At 75.3% G+C, this 19,466-nt stretch carries 18 protein-coding genes; 6 read left to right on the top strand and 12 right to left on the bottom strand.

All coding sequences use genetic code 11. The features are described from left to right. Positions 1-31: 31 nt before the first annotated feature. The 9 genes from ABZS80_RS00090 to ABZS80_RS00050 all read right to left on the bottom strand — a co-directional run bounded on the left by ABZS80_RS00090 (position 32) and on the right by ABZS80_RS00050 (position 6,641). Positions 32-898 (bottom strand): PHP domain-containing protein, encoded by an 867-nt coding sequence (locus tag ABZS80_RS00090; protein WP_355053692.1) that lies wholly within the window; start codon positions 896-898, stop codon positions 32-34. Positions 899-928: 30 nt separating this feature from the next. Beyond that, entirely contained in the window at positions 929-2,134 is a 1,206-nt protein-coding gene (locus ABZS80_RS00085; protein WP_355053691.1) for a hypothetical protein, read from the bottom strand. 56 nt (positions 2,135-2,190) lie between these two features. After that, positions 2,191-2,853 (bottom strand): SigE family RNA polymerase sigma factor, encoded by a 663-nt coding sequence (locus ABZS80_RS00080; RefSeq protein WP_355053690.1) that lies wholly within the window; start codon positions 2,851-2,853, stop codon positions 2,191-2,193. Positions 2,854-2,955: 102 nt separating this feature from the next. Then, a complete protein-coding gene (locus tag ABZS80_RS00075) occupies positions 2,956-3,831 on the bottom strand; it encodes a PH domain-containing protein (RefSeq protein ID WP_355053689.1) in 876 nt (291 codons plus the stop codon). A 6-nt stretch (positions 3,832-3,837) separates the two neighbouring features. Then, positions 3,838-3,996 (bottom strand): hypothetical protein, encoded by a 159-nt coding sequence (locus ABZS80_RS00070; RefSeq protein ID WP_167544553.1) that lies wholly within the window; start codon positions 3,994-3,996, stop codon positions 3,838-3,840. A 118-nt stretch (positions 3,997-4,114) separates the two neighbouring features. Then, positions 4,115-4,798: a TFIIB-type zinc ribbon-containing protein gene (locus tag ABZS80_RS00065; protein WP_355053688.1), complete on the bottom strand. Its 684-nt coding sequence runs from the start codon at positions 4,796-4,798 to the stop codon at positions 4,115-4,117. A 65-nt stretch (positions 4,799-4,863) separates the two neighbouring features. Further along, complete coding sequence (locus ABZS80_RS00060) at positions 4,864-5,487, bottom strand: RNA methyltransferase (protein ID WP_355053687.1); 624 nt, start codon at positions 5,485-5,487, stop codon at positions 4,864-4,866. Positions 5,488-5,540: 53 nt separating this feature from the next. Then, a complete protein-coding gene (locus tag ABZS80_RS00055; protein ID WP_151464436.1) occupies positions 5,541-6,032 on the bottom strand; it encodes a hypothetical protein in 492 nt (163 codons plus the stop codon). Between the two features lie 93 nt (positions 6,033-6,125). Beyond that, positions 6,126-6,641 (bottom strand): MaoC family dehydratase, encoded by a 516-nt coding sequence (locus ABZS80_RS00050; RefSeq protein ID WP_091314480.1) that lies wholly within the window; start codon positions 6,639-6,641, stop codon positions 6,126-6,128. A gap of 546 nt (positions 6,642-7,187) precedes the next feature. On the opposite strand from ABZS80_RS00050, the gene trxA reads away from it, so the two are divergent. From trxA to ABZS80_RS00035, 3 genes are all read left to right on the top strand, one after another. Beyond that, positions 7,188-7,556 (top strand): thioredoxin, encoded by a 369-nt coding sequence (gene trxA / locus ABZS80_RS00045; RefSeq protein WP_151464437.1) that lies wholly within the window; start codon positions 7,188-7,190, stop codon positions 7,554-7,556. 170 nt (positions 7,557-7,726) lie between these two features. Then, the gene (locus ABZS80_RS00040) at positions 7,727-8,167 is read left to right on the top strand and encodes a hypothetical protein (RefSeq protein ID WP_355053686.1); all 441 of its coding nucleotides are present in this window, start codon (positions 7,727-7,729) and stop codon (positions 8,165-8,167) included. Continuing rightward, complete coding sequence (locus ABZS80_RS00035) at positions 8,164-9,066, top strand: MFS transporter permease (protein WP_355053685.1); 903 nt, start codon at positions 8,164-8,166, stop codon at positions 9,064-9,066. The genes ABZS80_RS00040 and ABZS80_RS00035 overlap by 4 nt, the downstream gene beginning before the upstream one ends. On the opposite strand, the gene ABZS80_RS00030 is transcribed toward ABZS80_RS00035, so the two are convergent. The 3 genes from ABZS80_RS00030 to ABZS80_RS00020 all read right to left on the bottom strand — a co-directional run bounded on the left by ABZS80_RS00030 (position 8,980) and on the right by ABZS80_RS00020 (position 13,329). Next, a complete protein-coding gene (locus ABZS80_RS00030) occupies positions 8,980-10,446 on the bottom strand; it encodes a dynamin family protein (protein WP_355053684.1) in 1,467 nt (488 codons plus the stop codon). The genes ABZS80_RS00035 and ABZS80_RS00030 overlap by 87 nt on opposite strands. After that, positions 10,443-12,302, bottom strand: coding sequence for a dynamin family protein (locus ABZS80_RS00025; RefSeq protein WP_355053683.1), 1,860 nt, complete (start codon positions 12,300-12,302; stop codon positions 10,443-10,445). The genes ABZS80_RS00030 and ABZS80_RS00025 overlap by 4 nt, the downstream gene beginning before the upstream one ends. 100 nt (positions 12,303-12,402) lie before the next feature. Continuing rightward, on the bottom strand, positions 12,403-13,329 hold the full coding sequence (locus ABZS80_RS00020; RefSeq protein ID WP_355053682.1) for an IniB N-terminal domain-containing protein: 927 nt from the start codon (positions 13,327-13,329) through the stop codon (positions 12,403-12,405). Between the two features lie 287 nt (positions 13,330-13,616). Here ABZS80_RS00020 and ABZS80_RS00015 point away from each other — a divergent pair, with 287 nt between their 5' ends. The 3 genes from ABZS80_RS00015 to ABZS80_RS00005 are packed head-to-tail and all read left to right on the top strand — an operon-like array spanning position 13,617 to position 19,407. Beyond that, entirely contained in the window at positions 13,617-14,876 is a 1,260-nt protein-coding gene (locus ABZS80_RS00015; protein ID WP_355053681.1) for an Hsp70 family protein, read from the top strand. Between the two features lie 5 nt (positions 14,877-14,881). Further along, positions 14,882-17,437, top strand: coding sequence for a LuxR C-terminal-related transcriptional regulator (locus tag ABZS80_RS00010; protein ID WP_355053680.1), 2,556 nt, complete (start codon positions 14,882-14,884; stop codon positions 17,435-17,437). A 32-nt stretch (positions 17,438-17,469) separates the two neighbouring features. Next, entirely contained in the window at positions 17,470-19,407 is a 1,938-nt protein-coding gene (locus tag ABZS80_RS00005; RefSeq protein WP_355053679.1) for a nitrate- and nitrite sensing domain-containing protein, read from the top strand. The last annotated feature ends 59 nt before the right edge of the window (positions 19,408-19,466 follow it).

The raw sequence follows: 19,466 nt of genomic DNA, 5'->3' as shown, positions 1-19,466 counted from the left end.
GCGGACACGGTAGCCGCGTGGCCGGAACGCTTCAGCTCGAAGCGACCGGGGTCACCCCCCGGGCCAGCTCGACGATCCGCTCGTACGCCCCGGCGCCGGTGGTGAACGCGCCGAGCCGGACGGTCTTGTGCGTGCCGTGGAAGTCCGACGATCCGGTGACGAGCAGCCCCAGCTCGGCGGCGAGCGCGCGGACGTGCTCCCGCTCGGCCGGGCTGTGGTCCTCGTGGTCGGCCTCCAGGCCGGCCAGCCCGGCCGCCGCCAGGTCCACGATCAGCTCGTCCGGCACGATCCGGCCACGCCGGCTGGCCCGGGGGTGGGCGAAGACCGGCACCCCGCCGGCCGCCCGGACCAGCGCCACCGCCCGGAACACGTCGATGTCCTCCTTGGGCAGCCGGTAGCGCTCCCCCAGCCAGCGCGGCCCGAACGCCTCGGTGGTGGTGGCGACCAGCCCGGCCCGGATCAGCGCCTGCGCGATGTGCGGCCGGCCGACAGTCCCGCCGGCGGCGCCGGCCAGGATCTCCGACCAGCTCACCCGGATCCCGTCGGCCTGGAGCAGGCGCACGATGCGCTCGCCCCGCTCCTCGCGGGCGCGCCGGACCCGGGCCAGCTCGGCGGCCAGCTCCGGTTCGGCCGGGTCGAAGAGGTACGCGAGCAGGTGCAGCGGGATCGCCGGCTCGACGCCGAACCAGCGGCAGGAGAGCTCGGCGCCCCGGATCAGGGTGAGCCCGGGCGGCAGGGCCGCGACGGCGGGCTCCCATCCGGACGTGGTGTCGTGGTCGGTGAGCGCCACGACGTCGAGACCGGCCGCGGCGGCGGCCCGGACCAGCTCGGCGGGGCTGAGGGTGCCGTCGCTGGCGGTGGAGTGGGTGTGCAGGTCGATCCGGGCGGGGGCGCTCACCCCGCCGACGCTACGCCCACCCCGAACCGGTCAGGAGCGGGTGTCGGCCACCACCACGGGGCGCTCGCCCGGCGCCACCCCGTCGAGCGCGGAGGCGGTGGGACGCTCGCCGGCCAGCACCCGGTCGGGCCGGACCCGGACCAGGCCGCCGGTGGCGTCGACGTGCAGCGCGGCCCCGCTGCGGGTCCAGGCCACGGCCCCGGCGACCGCCGGCCCGGCCGGGCGGGTCACGGCGGCGGCGCCGAGGCTGGCCAGGTCGACCAGCAGGGCGTCCTTGCGCGCGGCGTTGAGCAGGAGCCACCGCCCGTCGACGGAGACCCCGCCGAGGCCGTCGGTGGCCACCGCGGGGCCGCAGCCGGTGCGGACGGGGGTGAGTTCGCGAGCCGCGTCGAGCAGCGCCACGCAGGGCTGCCGGGGCGTGCCGGCGGAGACCAGGCCGACGACCCGGCCGTCGGGCAGCGTGCCGTAGACGGTGAGCACGTCCGGGTTCGCCGCGCCCGGCACCCCACCCACCGGCCGCCGCCAGACGCTGACCCCGCCCCGGTCGGGCTGCCGGACCAGCACGGCGTCGCCGGCGAAGCCGATCGGGACCGCCCCCTCGGGAGCCGCCGTCCGGCTGCTGGCCAAAAGCTGACCGCCGACCACGCCGGCGGCGGCCAGGTAGGCGCCGTCGCGCCAGGCGACCTGCCGCCCGTCGGCGGCCACCACGACGGCGTCCGCGCCGGCGAGCAGCACCTGAGGGTCGCTGCCGTTGGGCGGCACCCACCAGAGGGTACGGCCGGCCGGGGTGGCCACCGAGGTGACGAGCCAGCCGCCGTAGTCCGGGACCCGCTGCGCCCGCTCGACGCCGCTCAACCCGGTCAGCTCCCGGCGCTCGCCCCCGCTGCTGTCCAGCCACGAGCCGACGATCAGGTCCAGCTCGGCGCGGACCGGCCCCTTCCCGGGGGCCGGGCTGCTGGCGGTGGGCAGCGGCACGGGCGAGAACCCGCCCGGGTCACCGAGCACCACGGTGGGCGTGCCGCTGTGTCCGGTCGGCCCGCCGAGCTGGGCCATGCCGGTGGTGACCAGCACGGTCGCCACCCCGGCCAGGGCGAGCCCGGTCAGCGTGCGGCGCCGTGCGGCGACCCGGGCCCGCCGGAGAACGGCGCCGGCCGGGTCGGCGGCGAGGGGCCGGGGCGTGGCGACGCGGCTGGCCAGCGTCTGCCGTAGCGCCCGTTCCAGCTCGTCCTCGGTCACGGGGAGTGGACGCTTCGGGCCGCCCGTCCGGTTGTCGCAGTCCTGCGGCGTGCGGCTCATCGGGATTTCACCGGGACGGCGGGTCGCGCGGTCGGCCGGACCGCCGGGGACGCCGGGGCGGGCGGGGCGGGCGGGGCCGGGGCGGGCTGCCGGACCACCCGCGGCGGGGTGTGCGGCGCGGGCGGCGCGGGTGTCTCCTCCGGCGCGGCCGGCAGGGCGAGGGCGGCCGCGGAGCCGAGCCGGCGGCGCAGGGTGTTCAGGGCCCGGGAGGTCTGGCTCTTCACCGTGCCCGGGGAGATCTCCAGCAGGGCGGCGGTCTGCGCCTCGGACATGTCCTCGTAGAAGCGGAGCACGAGCACGGCCCGCTGGCGGGCCGGGAGCGCCTGGAGGTGCCGCCACAGCGCGTCCCGGTCGAGCTGCTGCTCGATCTCGTCGACCCCGGCCCGCTCGGGCAGCACCTCGGTCGGGCGTTCCCCGTGCCAGCGCCGGCGCCACCAGCTCGTGGAGGTGTTGACCAGGACCCGGCGGGCGTACGGCTCGATGGCGTCGATCCCGCCGAGCCGCTTCCAGGCCAGGTAGGTCTTGGTCAGCGCGGTCTGGAGCAGGTCCTCGGCCGTCGCCCAGTCGCCGGCCAGCAGGTAGGCGGTGCGCAGCAGGGCACCGGAGCGGGCCGCGACGAAGTCGCGGAACTCCTCCTCCAGCGGATCCCTGCTGGCCACGCCCACCTCCACACCCCGTCCTGCCTGGCAGGCTCCCACGGAAGAGCGGGGTGGGTCGACGGCAAAAGGTGCGCAGTTCCTCCGATGTTCGGACAGAAACCTTCAGGCGCCGTCGTCGGCCTTCGCCTCGTCCTGCTCCTTGCCGATCCGCGCCTCGACGGCCTGCGGCTCGTACATCTCCTCCACGACGCGCAGGTAGAGCTCGTTCGGGTTGGGCAGGTTCTTGATCTCGCGCAGCGCCTGCTCCTGGCCGGCCGACTCCAGCACGAAGGTGCCGTAGTTGAGCGCGCGGCCGGTCGGGGTCTGCTCGTACTTCATGTCGGTGACCCGGACCAGCGGCATCATGGCCACCCGGCGGGTGATGATCCCGTTGACCACCATGACCCGCTTGTTGGTGAGGATGAAGCGGTCGTACCACCAGTCGGCGACCCGCCAGGCGACCCAGCCCATCACGGCGAACCAGAGCAGCACCGCGACGGTGGTCAGCGCCCCGACGTCACGCCCGGCGAGGAAACCGGAGAGGTAGCCGAGCACGAAGGTCGCTGCGATGCCGACGATGATCGGCGTGGAGAGGTGGACCCAGTGCCGCTTCCACTCGCCCCGGAAGCGCTCCGTCGGGAAGAGGTAGCGGGCCGCCAGGGCGCTCGGCTCGTCCTCCATCGGCAGCACCCGGCGCGGGGCCATCCCGGAGGCGTCGGCGCGCAGGCCCGCCAGCTCCTCCTCGGAGATCTGCGGGTTCTGGTAGCCGGCCTCCGGGTCGCGGATCCAGGCGCGGCCGGACCGCCCCTCCCCGGCATAGGCCGGGCCGTCACCGAAGGCGGCGTCGTCCGAAAGGGAGGGGCCTCCGCCGTAGCCGGAACCGGAGCCGAAGCCCGGGCCGTCGTCGGGGTCGATCCGCGGGATCGGCTCGGTGTCGCGCTCCCGGCGCTCCCGGTCGGGGTCGTCCGGGTCGAAGGGTGGACCGGAGGGGCTTCCCATGGGCGGTTAGGCGACCAGGTTGGTGAAGAAGTCGCCGAAGCCCTGCGCGATGTCCATGATGCCGCCGCCCAGGGACTTGAACACGTCGGCGGCGGAGTTCGGCCGGTAGGCGATGAAGAAGATCAAGAATGCGAGGCCGGCCCAGGTGAGGACCTTCTTGACCATAGCGGGCCATCCTCTCGCGCGGAGCCGGGTCCGTTTACTGCAGCGGCACCCAGAGTATCAGTATGGTGTCGTAGAGTGAATATCTGCGTCTGTTCTCCGACTCGCCGGTGCCGGCCGGTCAGGCCCGCCCGTGCAGGTACGGAGATGGTGCGCCGTACACGAGTTCGGGCGGTGTCCACTCGGTGAGGTCGTGCAGCACGACTTCTTCCGCGAGGAGGTGACCCGCACTCGCCGGCCAGGCTATCGCATGGAGCCACATTCCCCGAGCCTCGCCGGCGTACGCGCTTCGATCGGTCGGGGAATTCACGGGCCACAGTGGAGTGGGGTGGCCGCCCACCCGGATCTTGGCGTGCGGCACCCGCTCCGGGTGACCAGGGCCGGGATCGGTCAGCGCCTCCGCCATCTCGGGCCCGGGGTCGGGGCCGGGCAGGCCGGCGAGGCGGGAGCCCAGGCCGACGCCCGGCTCCTCGGCGACGAAGAGCAGGTCGGCCGGTCCACCGTCGAGCGGGGCCGGGCCGGCGCAGGCCACCGCCGTGGCGCGGACCCCGGAACGGTCGTCCCCCGCCCAGGCCACCCCGGTCAGCGTCCACCCGGTGGGCAGCGGCCACGGGCACCAGAGCGGCATGCCCGGCCCGGCCGGGTCGGTGCCGGCGGCCACCCGCTCCACCACGCTCGCCATGATCTCGGCACCGATGTGCTCGGGCACGTGCAGCGGCGGCACGGGACCGCAGCGCAGGCACCGGTATTCGCCGTGCATCAGGTCCGGCTCCCGGACCGGGCCCGCGCACCTGGGACAACTCACCGCGACACTCACGCCTTCACGGTCACCCCGGACCGGCGGGGCGTCAAGCGGAGCGGCCGGATCGGTCACTCCGGTGGGGGTCCGGCGTACGCCCGGATCCAGGCGTGCATGGCGATCCCGCTGGCCACTCCGGCGTTGACGGAGCGGGTCGAGCCGTACTGGGCGATCGAGAAGAGCTGGTCGCAGGCGGCCCGGGCGACCTCGGAGAGCCCCGGTCCCTCCTGGCCGAAGAGCAGCACGCAGCGGCGGGGAAGCGTGCTGCTCTCCAGCGGCTTCGAGCCGGGCAGGTTGTCGATGCCGACCACGGGCAGCCGCTCCCCCGCCGCCCAGGCCACGAACTCCTCGATCGTCGGGTGGTGCCGCACGTGCTGGTAGCGGTCGGTCACCATGGCGCCCCGCCGGTTCCACCGCCGCCGCCCGACGATGTGCACCTCGGCGGCGAGGAAGGCGTTGGCGTTGCGGACCACCGTGCCGATGTTGAAGTCGTGCTGCCAGTTCTCGACGGCCACGTGGAAGTCGTGCCGGCGGCGGTCCAGGTCGGCCACCACGGCCTCGCGCCGCCAGTAGCGGTACCGGTCCACGACGTTGCGCCGGTCGCCCTGGGCGAGCAGCTCCGGGTCGTAGCGCGGGTCGTCCGGCGGGTCGCCGGGCCACGGCCCCACGCCCACGTCGAGCTGGTCGTCGGTCACGGTCTGCAGAGGGTACGGCCCAACCGGGCGGACGGCCGTCACGGGCCGGCAGGTCAGCGGAGGTCGAGCGCGCCCGCGAGCCGGTCGAGGAAGCGCCGGTCGGCGGGGCTCGGGGCGGCCTCGCCGGCCCGGCACACGCGGGCCGCGACCGACTCCACCCACTGCCGGTACGCCGCCGAGTCTGCGGGGTCGGCGCGCCGCCGCAACACCCGCACCGCGGCCCGGGCGGCGGCGAGCAGGTCGACCAGGTCGGTGAGGCGCTCGTGCCGGTCGGCGGCGCCGTCGTGGCGGGCGTAGATCGCGGCGACCACGGCCCGGACCAGGTCGCTGTCGAAGGCCCGGCCGGCGGCCACCGCGTCCAGCCCGGCGAGCCCGGCGGCGACGCCACGCGGCGGACGGCCCGGACCGGGCGTGGCGGCGGCGACGAGGACCCGGCCCGGCAGGTCGGTCAACAGGTCCCACTCGGCCGCGGAGTAGACGGCGGTGGTCAGCGGTGCGGCACGGCGGCCGGCAGAGGGCGGCTCTCCGGCGACGGAGTGGCTCATGGTGACCTCCGGCGTCAGCATATGCCCCGGAACGGGAAAAGGGCCCCTTCCCCGCGGATCGGCGAAGGGGCCCTTCCGGGCGTACGGGAGAGGTCAGCGCGGCTCGGGGAAGCTGGGCCGCTCGGGGTCGACCCCCTCGGGCAGGGCAGCGGCCGCGTACTCCTTCTTGGGGACCATGACCTTGCGGCGGAACACGCAGACCAGCGTGCCGTCCTGGTTGTAGCCCCGGGTCTCCACGGCGACCACGCCGCGGTCCGGCTTGGAGGAGGACTCCCGCTTGTCCAGCACCGTCGTCTCGCCGTAGATGGTGTCGCCGTGGAAGGTCGGGGCGACGTGCCGCAGCGACTCGATCTCCAGGTTGGCGATCGCCTTGCCGCTGACGTCCGGCACCGACATGCCGAGCAGCAGCGAGTAGATGTAGTTGCCGACCACCACGTTGCGCTTGAACTGGCTCGCCGACTCGGCGTAGTGGGCGTCCATGTGGAGCGGGTGGTGGTTCATGGTGAGCAGGCAGAAGAGGTGGTCGTCGTACTCGGTGACCGTCTTGCCCGGCCAGTGCCGGTAGACGGCGCCGACCTCGAACTCTTCGTAGTAGCGGCCGAACTGCATCCTGGTCCCCTTCGACGGGCGGCGATGGAGTTCGGCACAGCATGCCTTACCGCTTGTTAAGGCGGTGGGCGGGGCGCAGCCGGTGCGGAAAAGTCACACCCGGACCGACCCGGGTGGAGACGCAATGAGCGGCGGGGCCCTCCCCGGCACCCGCCGCCCACGCTCTGATGCGACAGATTCTGCCGTACGCCGGTACTGTGACGACAGAGACGGGCGTCACATTTATCTTTTCGTAACACTACGCGTAGTGACTCGTGATCACTCCACAAGCGATCTCCGCCTGTCGAATCCCCGCTTGTCAAGCGTCAAGTTACCGATTCGTAGCGCGAATCGGCCGCGATCACCCTGGAAGCGCTCCCATCACGTCCCGTCACGCAAATGCGTCGTGCACTTGCGTTCCGCAGGACGGGGTACACAGACCTTGCTCGATGCGTCCCTCCGTCACCGACGCGCTGCGCAGTGTTTCGTCGCGCACGTCACGGGAATGCCAAACCATCGACCCTGGTTCCACGGGACGTAGGAAATCCGCGTTGATCGGAGAGTGCAATGGCAACGGTTGAGCTGACCACGGCCAACTTCGACGAGGTGACCGAACGCGACGGCATCGTCCTGCTCGACTTCTGGGCGGACTGGTGCGGCCCGTGCAAGCGCTTCGCCCCCGTCTACGAGCGCTCGTCCGAGAAGCACCCGGACATCGTCTTCGGCAAGGTCGACACCGAGGCCGAGCAGGAGCTGGGCGCCAAGTTCAACATCAGCTCCATCCCGACCGTGATGGCGATCCGCGACGGCGTGATCGTCTACGCCCAGCCGGGTGCCCTGCCCGAGTCGGCCCTGGAGAACCTGATCGAGCAGGTCGAGCAGCTCGACATGGAGGACGTCCGCAAGAAGCTCGCCGAGCACGGCCACAAGCACTGAGCCGACTCGACAAGCACCGAGCCGAGCGGCGCCGACACCACCGGCCGGGCCCCCACCGCGGGGCCCGGCCGGTGTCGTCCGGGGCGACCGGAAAGAGCGACACGGGCAGCGAGGACTGGACGACGGACCGACGCCTTCCGGGCATGTTCATCCCGTATCGTCACGAGCCGATGGAGACCTTGACCACCCGCGGGCGTGCCGTCCGGCTGGGCGCCACTCTGCTCGGGCTGGCGCTGCTCCTCCTCGGCACCGTGCGCGGCACCGACGACGACTTCCCGTTCGGGCCGTTCCGGATGTACTCCACCTCCGACCCGCCTGACGCGCCCGCCCCCGACACCCGCGTCGAGGGCGTCGACCGCAGCGGGGCCGTGGTGCCGCTCGGCCAGGACGCCACCGGCATCCGGCGCGCCGAGATCGAGGGCCAGCAGGACCGGTACGCCGCCGACCCGAGCCTGCTCCGCCGGGTCGCCCAGGCGTACGCCGAGCGCCACCCGGCGGCCCCCCCGCTCGCCGAGGTCCGCATCGTGGTCCGCTGGTACGACATCCAGGGCGGCCGGCCGACCGGCCGCTGGACCGACCGCACCGCCGTGCGCTGGGAGACCGCCCCGTGACCGGCTGGCTGACCGAGGCGGTCCCGCGGGGCCGGGTGGCCGCCTTCCGCACCCTCGTCTACCTCTTCGTCGCCGCCGACCTGGTGATCTTCACCCCCTGGGTACGCACCCGGGTCGACGTGCCCGGCGACCTCTACCAGCCGCTGCTGATCGGCCGGCTGCTCCCGCTGCCCACCCCCACCCCGACCCTGGTCGCTGTCGTCTTCTGGGTGCTGCTGGCGGTCTCGCTGCTCGCCGCCACCGGCCGGGCGCCCCGGCTGCTCGGCTGGACGGTCTTCGCCCTCTACTTCGAGTGGATGATCGTCGCGATGAGCTACGGCAAGGTCGACCACGACCGGGTCGGGCTGCTCGTCGCGCTGGCCGTGCTGCCCACGGCGGGGCGGGCCCGGCACGGGGACCTCACCCGCACCGAGGCGGGCGGCTGGGCGCTGCGGGTCACGCAGATCGCGGTCATCTGCACCTACTTCCTGGCCGCCTGGGCCAAGTTTCGCTTCGGCGGCCTGGACTGGGCCACCGGCTCGGTGCTGGCCCGCGCGATCATCCGGCGCGGCACCGACCTGGCCGACGTGATCGCCCAGGTGCCGCACCTGCTGATCGTCGCCCAGTTCGGCATCCTGGCCTTCGAGCTGCTGAGCCCGCTGGTCTTCCTGCTGCCCGAGCGGTGGCGGCTCGCCATGGTCGGCTCCTTCTACTCGTTCCACCTGGTGACCATCGCGACGATCACCATCTCGTTCGCGCCGCATCTGGTGGCGATGACCAGCTTCCTGCCCCTGGAGAAGGTCCGTCCGATCGCCTGGCTCCGCCGGCGGCGGTCACCGGCCCCCCTCGGCCAGCTCGGCGAGCATCCCCTCACAACTGCGGACGACGACCTGGGCGCCGCGCCGCTGGGCCAGGCGTAGCAGCGGGTCCTCCGCGCGGTTCCGCCACCGCCACTGGGCGTCCGAGGCGGCGTCCCAGAGGCGGTGCACGGTCGCGTCGTGCTCCACGCCGAGCCGGGCCGCGAGGCCGACCCCGTCGCCGCCGACCAGCCGTGCCGCCTCCGCGGCCAGGTCGGCGTCGAAGCCGAGCCGGGTGGTCCGCAGCGCGGCGAGCAGGCGCAGCTCGCGGAACTCGTGCGCCCCGACCAGGATCTGCTCGACCCGGCCCAGCAGTTCGTCCGTGCCCCGGCCGGGCTCGGCCCGCAGCAGCGCCTCGACGGCCGCCAGCGCCGAGCGCGCCTTGAGCGTGTCCCGCCGGTCGACGAGGAGGCGGGCCACCGACTCGCGCAGCTCGGTCAGGCCGCTGCGCCGGATCAGCTCGGCGGAGAGTTTCGCCCGGCTGTCGCAGCCGGTGCGGATCAGCGTGGTCGCCAGCCGGATCCCGAAGAGCCCGAGCCGGTCCAGCAGACCGGCGCGCACGCCGGTGTCGAGATGGACGGGCAGGTCGCCGCGGAGGAACCGGTCGGCCGAGAGCAGGTGCGTCTCCAGCTCCGGCCGGGGCACCCGGGCCAGCGCCGCGAGCACGGCGTAGTCCGACTCGCTGAGGATCCGGCCGGCCAGGCCGAGCAGGCCGCTGCACGGCACGACGTGCACGCTGAGCTCGTTCACCCGGGGGTCCCGGTGCTGGCGCCGGGCGAGTTGGCGGGCCGTGAGCAGGCCGTCGATCCGTCCACCGCCGGTCTCGTCCACCCGGGACAGCACCATGATCACGTGCACGGCGGCGGCCTGCCCGACCGCGCTCTCCCGGCTGGTCTCCAGCACCCGCAGGTCGCTGTCGCGGCCGTCCCGGGTCAGGTACAGCACCGCGTCCGCGTCCCGCAGCACCCGCTCCATGACCGGCGCCCGGCCCTGCTCGTCCCGGCCGGTGGCCGGAGTGTCGATGAGGGTGACCTGGCGCAGCGTCCGGGTCGGCCACTGCACCACGATGTCGCGCAGCTCACCCGCCCGCCAGCCGACGAGGTCCACCCGCATCCCGGTCGCCGACTTGGCGATCGCCAGCTCCTGCGGCGGCTGGCCGTTCGCGTACGCGGTGGCGCTCGGCTGCGGCCCGTCCTCGTACCAGGTGAAGACGGTGCTGCCATCCACCCCGTCGACCGGCGCGACCTCCTCCCCCATGACGGCGTTCAGCAGGGTCGACTTGCCGGAGCGCCACGGGCCGGCGATCGCGATCCGCAGCGGTTGCTCCAGCCGGGCCAGTTGGTGCCGCAGGTGGTCCGTCGCCCTGGGGTTGTCCCGGTAGTGCTGGAGCGCCTGGTGCAGCAGGCCCCACACCGCCTCGTCCAGCCGCAGCCCGACCGTCATGGCCGGGGCTCCAGCGGCGTCGGAGCGGATCGGGCGCCGGTCAACTGCTGGGCCTGCTCGAAGAGCCCGGCCAGCCGGGTCATCTTCAACCGGATCTCCCGCTGCCGCTGGTCGCGGACGGCCGCGTCGGTGTCGGCGGCCTGCTTGGCGCTGCGGAACGACCGGATGATGGCCTCCTGGAGTTCCTCGGTCAGCGCCGTGAAGTGGTCCCGCAGCATCCGCTGCACCTGCCGGACGGCGTCCCGGCGGTCCTTGGTGACCCGGACGAAGAAGTCGTCGACGTACCGCTGGATCGCCGTCTTGACCACCGCCTGGCGGCGGCGGAGCAACTGCTTGCTCTCGTCGCGGATGCTCTTGCCGCCGAACAGCGCGCCGACCCCCACCGACAGCGGGTTGATCATGGGCATGCCGGCCAGCGTCGTCGCGAGGCCGACCATCAGCAGGCCGCCGTACGAACCCCGCATGCCGCTGATCAGCTTCTGGCTGGGGGTGAACCGGTCGACGGTGGGCCGTTCCAGCTCGGGCAGGCCGTCGCCGAGGTCCGGGGGCGTCGTCATCGACCAGGGCGGCAGCACGTCCCCGCCGTACCGGGCGAAGGTGTCGGCCACCCGCCGCGCGGCCCAGTCGCAGCGCCGGACCAGCCACTCGTGGTTGGCCTCCGCCGCCTCGGTGAGGCTGCGCTCCAGCCACTCCTGGAACGTGTCCCAGCTGACCAGCGGGTCGGCGCTGTCGAACGCGTCGTCGACCTCGCGCAGGATCTGCCGGGTCCGGTCCCGCAGGTCGTACTCGATGTCGGCGAGCACGTCGGCCATCTCGTCGGCCAGCGTGTTCTGCCACCTCGTGGAGCAGCGACGCAGCTCGTCGACCTCGCGTTGCGCCGCGTGCAGCCGGGAGATGGGACCGGACTGCTCCTCGACCTCCTGGCTCTCCAGCTCGGCGCGCAGCGGCGCGGCCAGCTGTTCCACCACGGTCCGGGCGATCACGCCGACCGCGGCCCGCGCCAGTCGGTCGGACTTGCCGGCGAGGTCCCGCTGCAACCGGCCGATCAGCACGGGGAAGCCGGACTCGGCGTTCAGCTCCCGGTCGTCGCCGACGGCCGCGCGCAGTCGCAGGGCCGCCGAGACCGGGATGACCGGCGCCGGCACGCCGGCCTCGGCGAGGTGCTGGCGGTTGCGCTCGGCGACCGCACGCCAGTCCGGCACGAGATCCGTCTTGGTCTGCACCAGCACCACGTTCGGGTGCGACCGCGCGACGTGCAGCAGCATGGTCAGCTCGCCGGCCGAGAGTTCCCGGGTGGAGTCGGAGACGAGCAGCACGGTGTCCGCCCACGCCGGGGCGGCGGCCGGGCCGGCGGCGCCCAGCGCGGCGGCCTCCTCCGTGCCCGGGGTGTCCACCAGCACCAGCCCGGAGCCGAGCAGCGCGCGCGGCAGTCCGATCTCGACGTACGCGGGACCGCCGCCCGGCCGGCGGCCGAACGTGCCGGCGACCCCGGCGGCGACCTGGTCCAGCGGCACCGGGGTCCGCTCGCCGGTCGCCGGGAGCGCCGCGCCGGCGGGCCGGCCCGGGTTGGGGGGTGGCGCCTGGACCACGGCGGCCGACGGGACCTCGGCGTGCTGCACCACGGTCGGCAGCACGGTGGTGCGGCCGTCGCCGACCGGGCAGGCCGGCGCGTTGACGATGGCGTTGATCAGCTGACTCTTGCCCTGCTGAGACTCACCGATGACCAGCACACGCAGCCGGGGGTCCAGCAGTTGGACCCGCTTCTGCCGCACCGTCTGGAGCAGGTCGCCTCGCCCGTGTGCACTGCACGTACGGGCGATCTCATCGAGCACATCCAGCCAGATCCCCGCGATCACGCACCAAGTGTGCGGATTTCGGCTCAATTATCAAGAGGGTCGTGAACGGAAAAGGAGCGGGAGGCCGGATCGTGCCTCCCGCTCCTGCCTGAGCCCTCCGTCAGAGCAGCCCGCCCAGCAGGCCGCCGTCGGACGAGGCGTGCGCGTCGCCGTGGACCCCCGCGCCGTGCGCCCCGGCGTCGCCGGTGATCCCGTCGGTGAGCCCGCCGGTCAGGCCGCCGACGGTGCCCGTCACGCCGCTGACCGTGCCGGTCACACCGGTAAGCGTGCTGTCGACCTGGTGCGTCACACCATCCACGGTGGCCGGCACGTGCACCGGCGGGACCACGCCGCTGCCGTCGCCCAGGCCGAGCCCGCCGAGGGTCTGGTCGAGGCCGAGCGAACCGACGACGCCGTGCACCTGGCCCTGCGTGCCGGAGAGGACACCCAGGTCGCCGCCGAGCACGCCGCCGTCGTGCAGCAGGTCGGTGCCGGCCGTGGTGCCGAGCGGCTCGCCGACCACCCCGGTGACGTCACCGACGACCGGGTCGACGGCGGTGTTCACCGTGCCCACCACGTCGGAGTCGAGGGTGTCCGCCACGTCGTGCACCGCGGTCAGGTCGGTCCCGAGACCGCCGGGCCCGACGCCCAGGCCGATGCCCGGGGCCAGGGCCACGCCGGCGTACAGGCCGGCCGGGTCGACCGCGATGGCGCCCAGCGCGCCGGCCGACACGTCCACACCGCTGTGGGAGCTGCTCACGCCGATCTGGTGCGGCACCGCCTGGACCTGGCCGACCACGTCGGTGACGTCGCTCGTGAGCGGGTCGAGCCCGAGCTGCCCGACCACCGGGGCCACCGGGGCGAGCCCCGCCGCGCCGGGGGCGTAGTCGACCACCAGCGGGACGACGTCCTGCACGTCGGCGGCGGTGACGTCGGTCAGCCCCGCGGCCTGCAGCGCGCCCTCCGGGTCGAGGTCGAAGGCCGACCGCGCGTCGGGGTCGGTGAGCAGGTTGAGCACGAAGTCGTGCAGGGTCTGGTGCGATTCCATGGGGGCTTCTCCTCGAACGTATCGTCAGCACCGTCGTGCCGCGACACTGACGCTAGGGCGGGGGGCCACCCGTCGTCATCGGGGCGCGACCCGCAACCCGCCCCCGCCGGTTAGGGTCCTCGCCCCCTCGTGCGTTAGGGGGGCAGGGGGAGCCGGGCCGGCCGGAGTTAGGGTACCGGGTCGGAGCCGATCTCTGGTACGAACGTAGGAGCCCACGGGGTTCGCCGGGGGTGGGTTGCCACGGTGCCGACACCGTCCCCAGGCCACTCGCGGTGGAGGAAGAACGAATGCCGTACGTCCTGGGGTTGGACATCGGGAACACAGGCACTGCCGCCACCGTCGCGAGCCGGCGCGGCGACTCCTGGGCCCGCCCCGAGGTCGTCACGCTGGGTGGCCGGTCGGCCGTCGTACCGTCGGTGCTGCACCTGGCGCCCGACGGGTCGCTCCGGGTGGGCGAGCCGGCGACCGACGACCGCAGCGGCACGACCCGGGACTTCGTCCGCCGGGTCGGTGACGACGTGCCCCTCCTGCTCGGCGGCGAGTCGTGCCCGCCGGAGACGCTGGTCGCCGAGCTGGCGGCGTGGGTGGTGCACCGGGTCTCCGCCTACGAGGGCGAGTTCCCCGAGGCCGTCGTGCTGAGCCATCCCGCCGGGTGGGGCCCGCACCGGCGGGACCTGCTGCACCGGGCGCTGTGGGCCCTCGACCTGCGCAACGTGACGCTGCTCCCGCGCACGGTCACGGTGGCCGAGAGCCATGCGGCGCGGGGCTTCCCGGGCACCACGGCCGCGGTGTACGCCCTGGGCGGCAACACCTTCGAGGCGGCGCTGGTCCGCCGCAACGCGCGGGGCAGGTACGAGACGTTCGGCCTGCCGCAGGGTCTGGAGACGCTCGGCGGCACCGACTTCGACGAGGCGCTCGCCGAGCACGTGCGCGCCACGCTCGGCCGGGAGTTCGCCGGCGCGGAGGCCCACCCGGCCCTGCGCGGGCTGCTGGCGGAGTGTGGCCGCGTCAAGCGGGAGCTGACCATCGCCACCGAGGCCGACGTCATGCTCACCCTGCCGGGCGGCCCCGTCCGGGTGCCGGTGACCCGGGCGCAGTTCGAGGACATGATCCGGCCCGCGGTGCGCGCCACCGTCGACCTGCTGGCACAGACCGTGCACTCGGCCGGCCTCACGCCGGCGCAGCTCGACGGCGTCCTCCTGGCCGGCGGCTCGGCCCGCGTCCCGCTGGTCACCGAACTGCTCACCGCCGCGCTTCCCGTGCCCGTCGAGGTGGAGCCGGACCCTCAGCTGACCGCCGCCACCGGGGCGGCGCTCGCCGCCTGCCAGGTGGTGGCACCGCGCCCGCGCCGCCCGGCGCCGATCCCCGCCACCGCACCGGTCGGTGCCGCCGCGCCGGCCGTTCCGGCGTGGCGGGACGCCGAACCCGACCACCCCCACCACGGCGAGCCGCCGGCCCGCCCCCCGGTCCGGGTCACGCCGCTGAACCTGCCGAAGGCGTCCCGCCTGGCGCTGGCCCGCGGCCGGAGCCGGGACCGCGAAGGATGACCGACATGATCATGAGTACCGTCACCGACGCCCGGCTCGTGCTCGGCACCGGGCCGGCCGCCCTGCTCGCAGCGGTCGTGGCGGATCCCGGGCGCCCCCTCGCCGTCGGCGTGACGGGTCCCGGCGGCCACGGAAAGACCGCCCTGCTCCGGGAGTTGGCGCGGGCCCACCGGGACGCGGGCCGCACGGTGCGGGAAGGTGCTCCGGGCCCGGACCGCCCGGTCGACCCCGGGACCGTGCTGCTCGTCGACGATGCGCACCTGCTCGACGACGCGCGGCTCGAGACGCTGCGCCGGCTGGTGACCGGCGGCCGGCACCGGCTGCTGGTCGGTTACCGCCCGTGGCCCCGGCCGGGGGCGCTGGCCGGGCTGGCCGAGGCGTTGAAACGCGACGGGCAGCAGCTCGTGCTCGACCCGTTCACCGTCGAGCAGACCCGCGACTACCTCGCCGGCGTGCCCGACCCCGGCCCGGAAGGTGAGCTGGCCGCGTTCGTGCACGCGCAGACCGGTGGGGTGCCGCGGGACGTCGAGCGGCTGGTCCGGGGGCTGCGCGGGTCGGAGAGGCGGCCCGGCCTGCCGACCGAGCTGCCGCGGCCGGCCATCCTCGCGTTCGGCCCGGACCTGGAGGAGTTGCCGCAGGACGTCCGGCGGCTGCTGCTGGCCGTCGCCGCGGGCGTCCCGCTGCCCGTGGACCTGCTCGGCCCGCTGCTCGACCGGGAGCCGGCCTCGGTGGACGAACTGGTGGCGTACACCCGGGCGGCGGGCCTGCTCGGCGCGGACGGCCGGCTCGCGCCGATCGTGCGGCGGGCGGTCGTCGCCCTCAGCCCGGCCACCGAACGCAGCGCGATCTGGCGGCGCCTCACCGAGGTGCAGCTCGGTCGTGGCGCGGCCGTGCTCCCGCTGGTCCGGTCGCTGCGCGCGGCCGGCGCCCTCGACGACTGCCCGGCCGCGGCGCTGGAGGCCGCGGCCGAGGAGGCGCTGGGCGGCGAGCCGGCGCTGTCCGCCGAACTGTTCGCCGCGGCCGCCGCCGGAGGGATCCCGGCCGGTGCCCGCCAGGCCGTCGCCGCGGCGCTCGCCGGCGACCTGGAGGCCGCGCTGCGGCTGGCGAACCGGCTGCTCGCGACGGCCCCGCCGGCCGTCCGGGCGGAGGCGGCCACGGTGGCCGCGACGGCGCTGGCGCACCGGGGCCAGGTGGAGCGCAGCGTCGAGCTGTACCGGTGGTCCCGCCTCGCCCCGTCCGCGGCGTTCGCCGCCGTCGGAGCCCTCGCCCTCGGCCGCCCGGTCGCGGGCGTGGACCTGGCCGACGACCCGGCCGGCGGGCCGCCGACGCTGCACGCCAGCGCCGCGCGGCTGATGGCCGAGGGGGTACGCGACAGCGTCACCGCCGCGCCGACCAGCGTCCTGTCCCGGCTCGTGCAGGCCACCGCGCTGCTGGAGCCCGACGGGCGGCGGGTGCTCCTGCCGGACAGCCCGGCGGCGCTCGCCGCGTTGACCGCCATCCACTGTGCCGAGCTGGACATCGCCGAGAGCGTGCTGGACCGGGCCGTGACGACCGGGATCGGTGGGCCGCTGATGGCCCGCCGGCATCGGTTGCTGCAGGCCTGGATCCTGATGGTCCGCGGCCAGACGGCCGCCGCGGCCGACCGCCTCGCCGCGGTGACCGCCGGCGACCGGCCGCTGGAGCCTCGCGACCTGCTCCTGGCCAGTGCGCTCCGGCTCGGCATCGCCCGGCGCAACAGCGACGTGGCGGGGCTCCAAGGCGGATGGGGCCCGGCGCTGGAGGCCGTGGTCCGGCACCCGGTGGACCTGTTCACCCTGCTGCCGCTGGGCGAGCTGGCGGTCGCCGGGGCCCGGCTGGGCGACCTCGCCCGGCTGAAGCCGTACCTGCGGGAGGCGTGGCTGCTGCTGGACCGCCTCGGCGGCCCGGCGCTGTGGAGCGCGCCGCTGCACTGGACCGGGCTGCACGCCGCCATCCTCACCGAGGAGCCGACGGTCGCCGACGCGCACGTCGCCGCCCTGCTCGCCGCCGCCGATCACAGCCGGTACGCCGCCGCGGCCGCGGAAGCCGCCACGGTCTGGGTCGAGGTGCTGCGCGGCGTCGTGGACCCCGTCCGGGTGGAGGCCGCCGCCCGCGGGCTGCACGACACCGGGCTGTGCTGGGATGCCGCCCGCCTCGCCGGGCAGGCCGCGATCCGCACCTCGGACCGCCGTGCCATGACCACCCTGCTGGAGTGCGCCCGGGTGCTCCAGGCCCGGTCGCCCGCCCGCGCGGACGGCGCGGGAGACGGCACGGCGCCGGCGGCCGACGCCGGCCCCACCCGGTACCGGCTCAGCGACCGGGAGCACGAGGTGGCCGAACTGGTCCTGGCCGGCCTGACCTACCGGGAGATCGGGGACCGGCTCTTCATCTCGGCGAAGACGGTGGAGCACCACGTGGCACGGATGCGGTCCCGGCTCAACTGCGCCAACCGGGCGGAGCTGCTGGCCCTCCTGCGCACCGTCGTGGCGGACCGGTCGGGCGTCGCCGGCCGGCAGCCGTGGCCGGAACGGGACCCGCGGTGAGCCGGCCGGCGGGGCGCCCCGGTCGCCCCGGCTTGCGGCTGAGGCTCGCCGCGCTGGCCGCCGTGCTGCTGACCCTCTGGGCGTACGCGGCCGTGCTGACCGGCCGGGACGCCGCCGACCTCGTGCGGGTGCGGGCCCTGGCGGACACCCTCGGCCAGCCCACCGACCTGCTGATCCTCGACCTCCAGCTCGAACGCCGGCTGACCGCCGAGACGATCGCCGGTGCCGGGCGGACGCGGGCCGCCCTGGCCGAGGCGCGGGACCGGACGGACGGCGCCGTCGCCCCGGTGCGCGCGTTCACCGAGGACCACGACCCGCGCCTGCTCACGGCGGGCGCGGTGCGGGACCGGGCCGACGAGCTGGTCCGGCAGTTGACCGGGCTGGCCACCCTCCGGTCCGACGTGGACGGCGGCCGGCTCGACCGGCCCAGCGCGGTCGCCGCGTACGACCGGCTGGTCGACGCCGCCTTCGCGGTGTACGGCCCGGAGTGGGGCGGGCGCGAGGACGCGCTGGCTGCCGAGACCCGGGCCGTCGTCGCGCTGGCCCGGGCCCGGGAGCTGCTCGCCCGCGAGGACACCCTGGTGACCGCCGCCCTGGCCGGCGGCGGGATCGGCGACGACGACCGGCGCCGCCTGGTCGAGCTGCTGACCGTCCAGCGGTACGCCCGGACGACGGCCGCCGCCGCGCTGCCGGCCGGCGGACGGGAGCAGCACCAGCGGCTGGTGGAGGGCCCCCGGTTCGCCGGCCTGCTGCGGCTGGAGGACCGGCTGCTCCGGGCCCCGGGCCGCGGCGGCACGGCCGGGATCAGCGGGCAGAGCTGGCGGGAGGCCGTCGAGCCCGCCCTGAGCGGGCTGCGGGACCTGGTGACCACCACGGCCCGCGGCAGCGTCGAGCGGGCCGCGCCGGGCGCCGCCCTGGTGGTCACCAGGACCGGCCTGGTGGTCGGGCTCGGGCTCATCGCCGTGCTCGTCGTGCTGGCCGCCTGGTCCCGCACCGTCCGCCGCCTGGCCGGCGGGCCGGACCGCTCGGGCACCGCCGCCCGGGCGGAGACCCCGGGCGAGGCCGGTTCTCGGTCCGCGGAGACCGCCACCGGCGAGCTGTTCCTGCAGCTGACGCGGCGCAACCAGGCACTGCTGCGCGAGCAGCTCGACCTGCTCGGCACGATGGAGCGGCGGGAGCGGACCGCCGAGGAGACGGCCGACCTGTTCCGGCTCGACCACCTCGCCACCCGGATCCGGCGCAACGTGGAGAAGCTGGTGATCCTGGCCGGTGCGGCGCCGGCCCGCCGCTGGCGGCGGCCGGTGCCGCTGCTCGACGTGGTACGCGGGGCGGTCGCCGAGGTGCCGGACTACCACCGCGTCCTGGTCGCGCCGCACTGGCCGTGGACGCTCGCCGGTTCCGGCGTCACCGACGTCGTCCACCTGCTGGCCGAGCTGATCGAGAACGGGCTGGCCTGCTCCCCGGAGCACACCACGGTCCGGCTCGCCGGCGAGCCGGGGCCGCAGGGCTGCGCCGTGGTGATCCTCGACGACGGGCCCGGCCTGGACCCCGCCGCGCTGGCCGAGGCGAACGACCTCCTGGACCGTCCGCCCCCGGACGGCCCGCCCGCCGGACGCGCCGGACTGCACGTCGCCGCCCTGCTCGCCGCCCGGTGCGGCGCCCGGGTGTCGCTTCGTCCCGGCCCGCGCGGCGGGACCGCCGCCGTCGTCCTGCTGCCCCTCGGTCTGGTCACCGCGACCGCGACCGCACCCCCCGGCGGCACGGTGTCCGGCGGCGGTGCGGCCGGGCCGCCGCCGACCCGGCCGCCGCACCCGCCGGCCCCGACGGGCCCCGGCGGCGCGCTGCCCACCCGGACCCGCCAGTCCGGGGCGGTCCGACCCGCATCCACCGGCCCCGCCACCCCCGAAACAACGCTCCGCAACAGCGGGAGAGGACCTAGTGTCCTGAGTCGTTATTTCGCCGGCAGATAGTAGGCTGTCGGGGTGGCTGGTCGTCCGCGTGGTGTGGTGGAACTGTCCGATGACGAGCG

It is taken from the genome of Micromonospora sp. NPDC005305 (assembly GCF_040607315.1).
Classification (GTDB): Bacteria; Actinomycetota; Actinomycetes; order Mycobacteriales; family Micromonosporaceae; genus Micromonospora.
This window is presented reverse-complemented; position numbering and strand designations above follow the sequence as displayed.

Bases quoted from the DNA above. Each gene is read 5' to 3' on its own strand.
- ABZS80_RS00075 (WP_355053689.1), bottom strand. From the start codon at position 3,831: ATGGGAAGCCCCTCCGGTCCACCCTTCGACCCGGACGACCCCGACCGG.
- ABZS80_RS00070 (WP_167544553.1), bottom strand. From the start codon at position 3,996: ATGGTCAAGAAGGTCCTCACCTGGGCCGGCCTCGCATTCTTGATCTTC.
- ABZS80_RS00055 (WP_151464436.1), bottom strand. From the start codon at position 6,032: ATGAGCCACTCCGTCGCCGGAGAGCCGCCCTCTGCCGGCCGCCGTGCC.
- ABZS80_RS00050 (WP_091314480.1), bottom strand. From the start codon at position 6,641: ATGCAGTTCGGCCGCTACTACGAAGAGTTCGAGGTCGGCGCCGTCTAC.
- trxA (WP_151464437.1), top strand. From the start codon at position 7,188: ATGGCAACGGTTGAGCTGACCACGGCCAACTTCGACGAGGTGACCGAA.
- ABZS80_RS00040 (WP_355053686.1), top strand. From the start codon at position 7,727: ATGGAGACCTTGACCACCCGCGGGCGTGCCGTCCGGCTGGGCGCCACT.
- ABZS80_RS00030 (WP_355053684.1), bottom strand. From the start codon at position 10,446: ATGACGGTCGGGCTGCGGCTGGACGAGGCGGTGTGGGGCCTGCTGCAC.
- ABZS80_RS00020 (WP_355053682.1), bottom strand. From the start codon at position 13,329: ATGGAATCGCACCAGACCCTGCACGACTTCGTGCTCAACCTGCTCACC.
- ABZS80_RS00015 (WP_355053681.1), top strand. From the start codon at position 13,617: ATGCCGTACGTCCTGGGGTTGGACATCGGGAACACAGGCACTGCCGCC.
- ABZS80_RS00010 (WP_355053680.1), top strand. From the start codon at position 14,882: ATGATCATGAGTACCGTCACCGACGCCCGGCTCGTGCTCGGCACCGGG.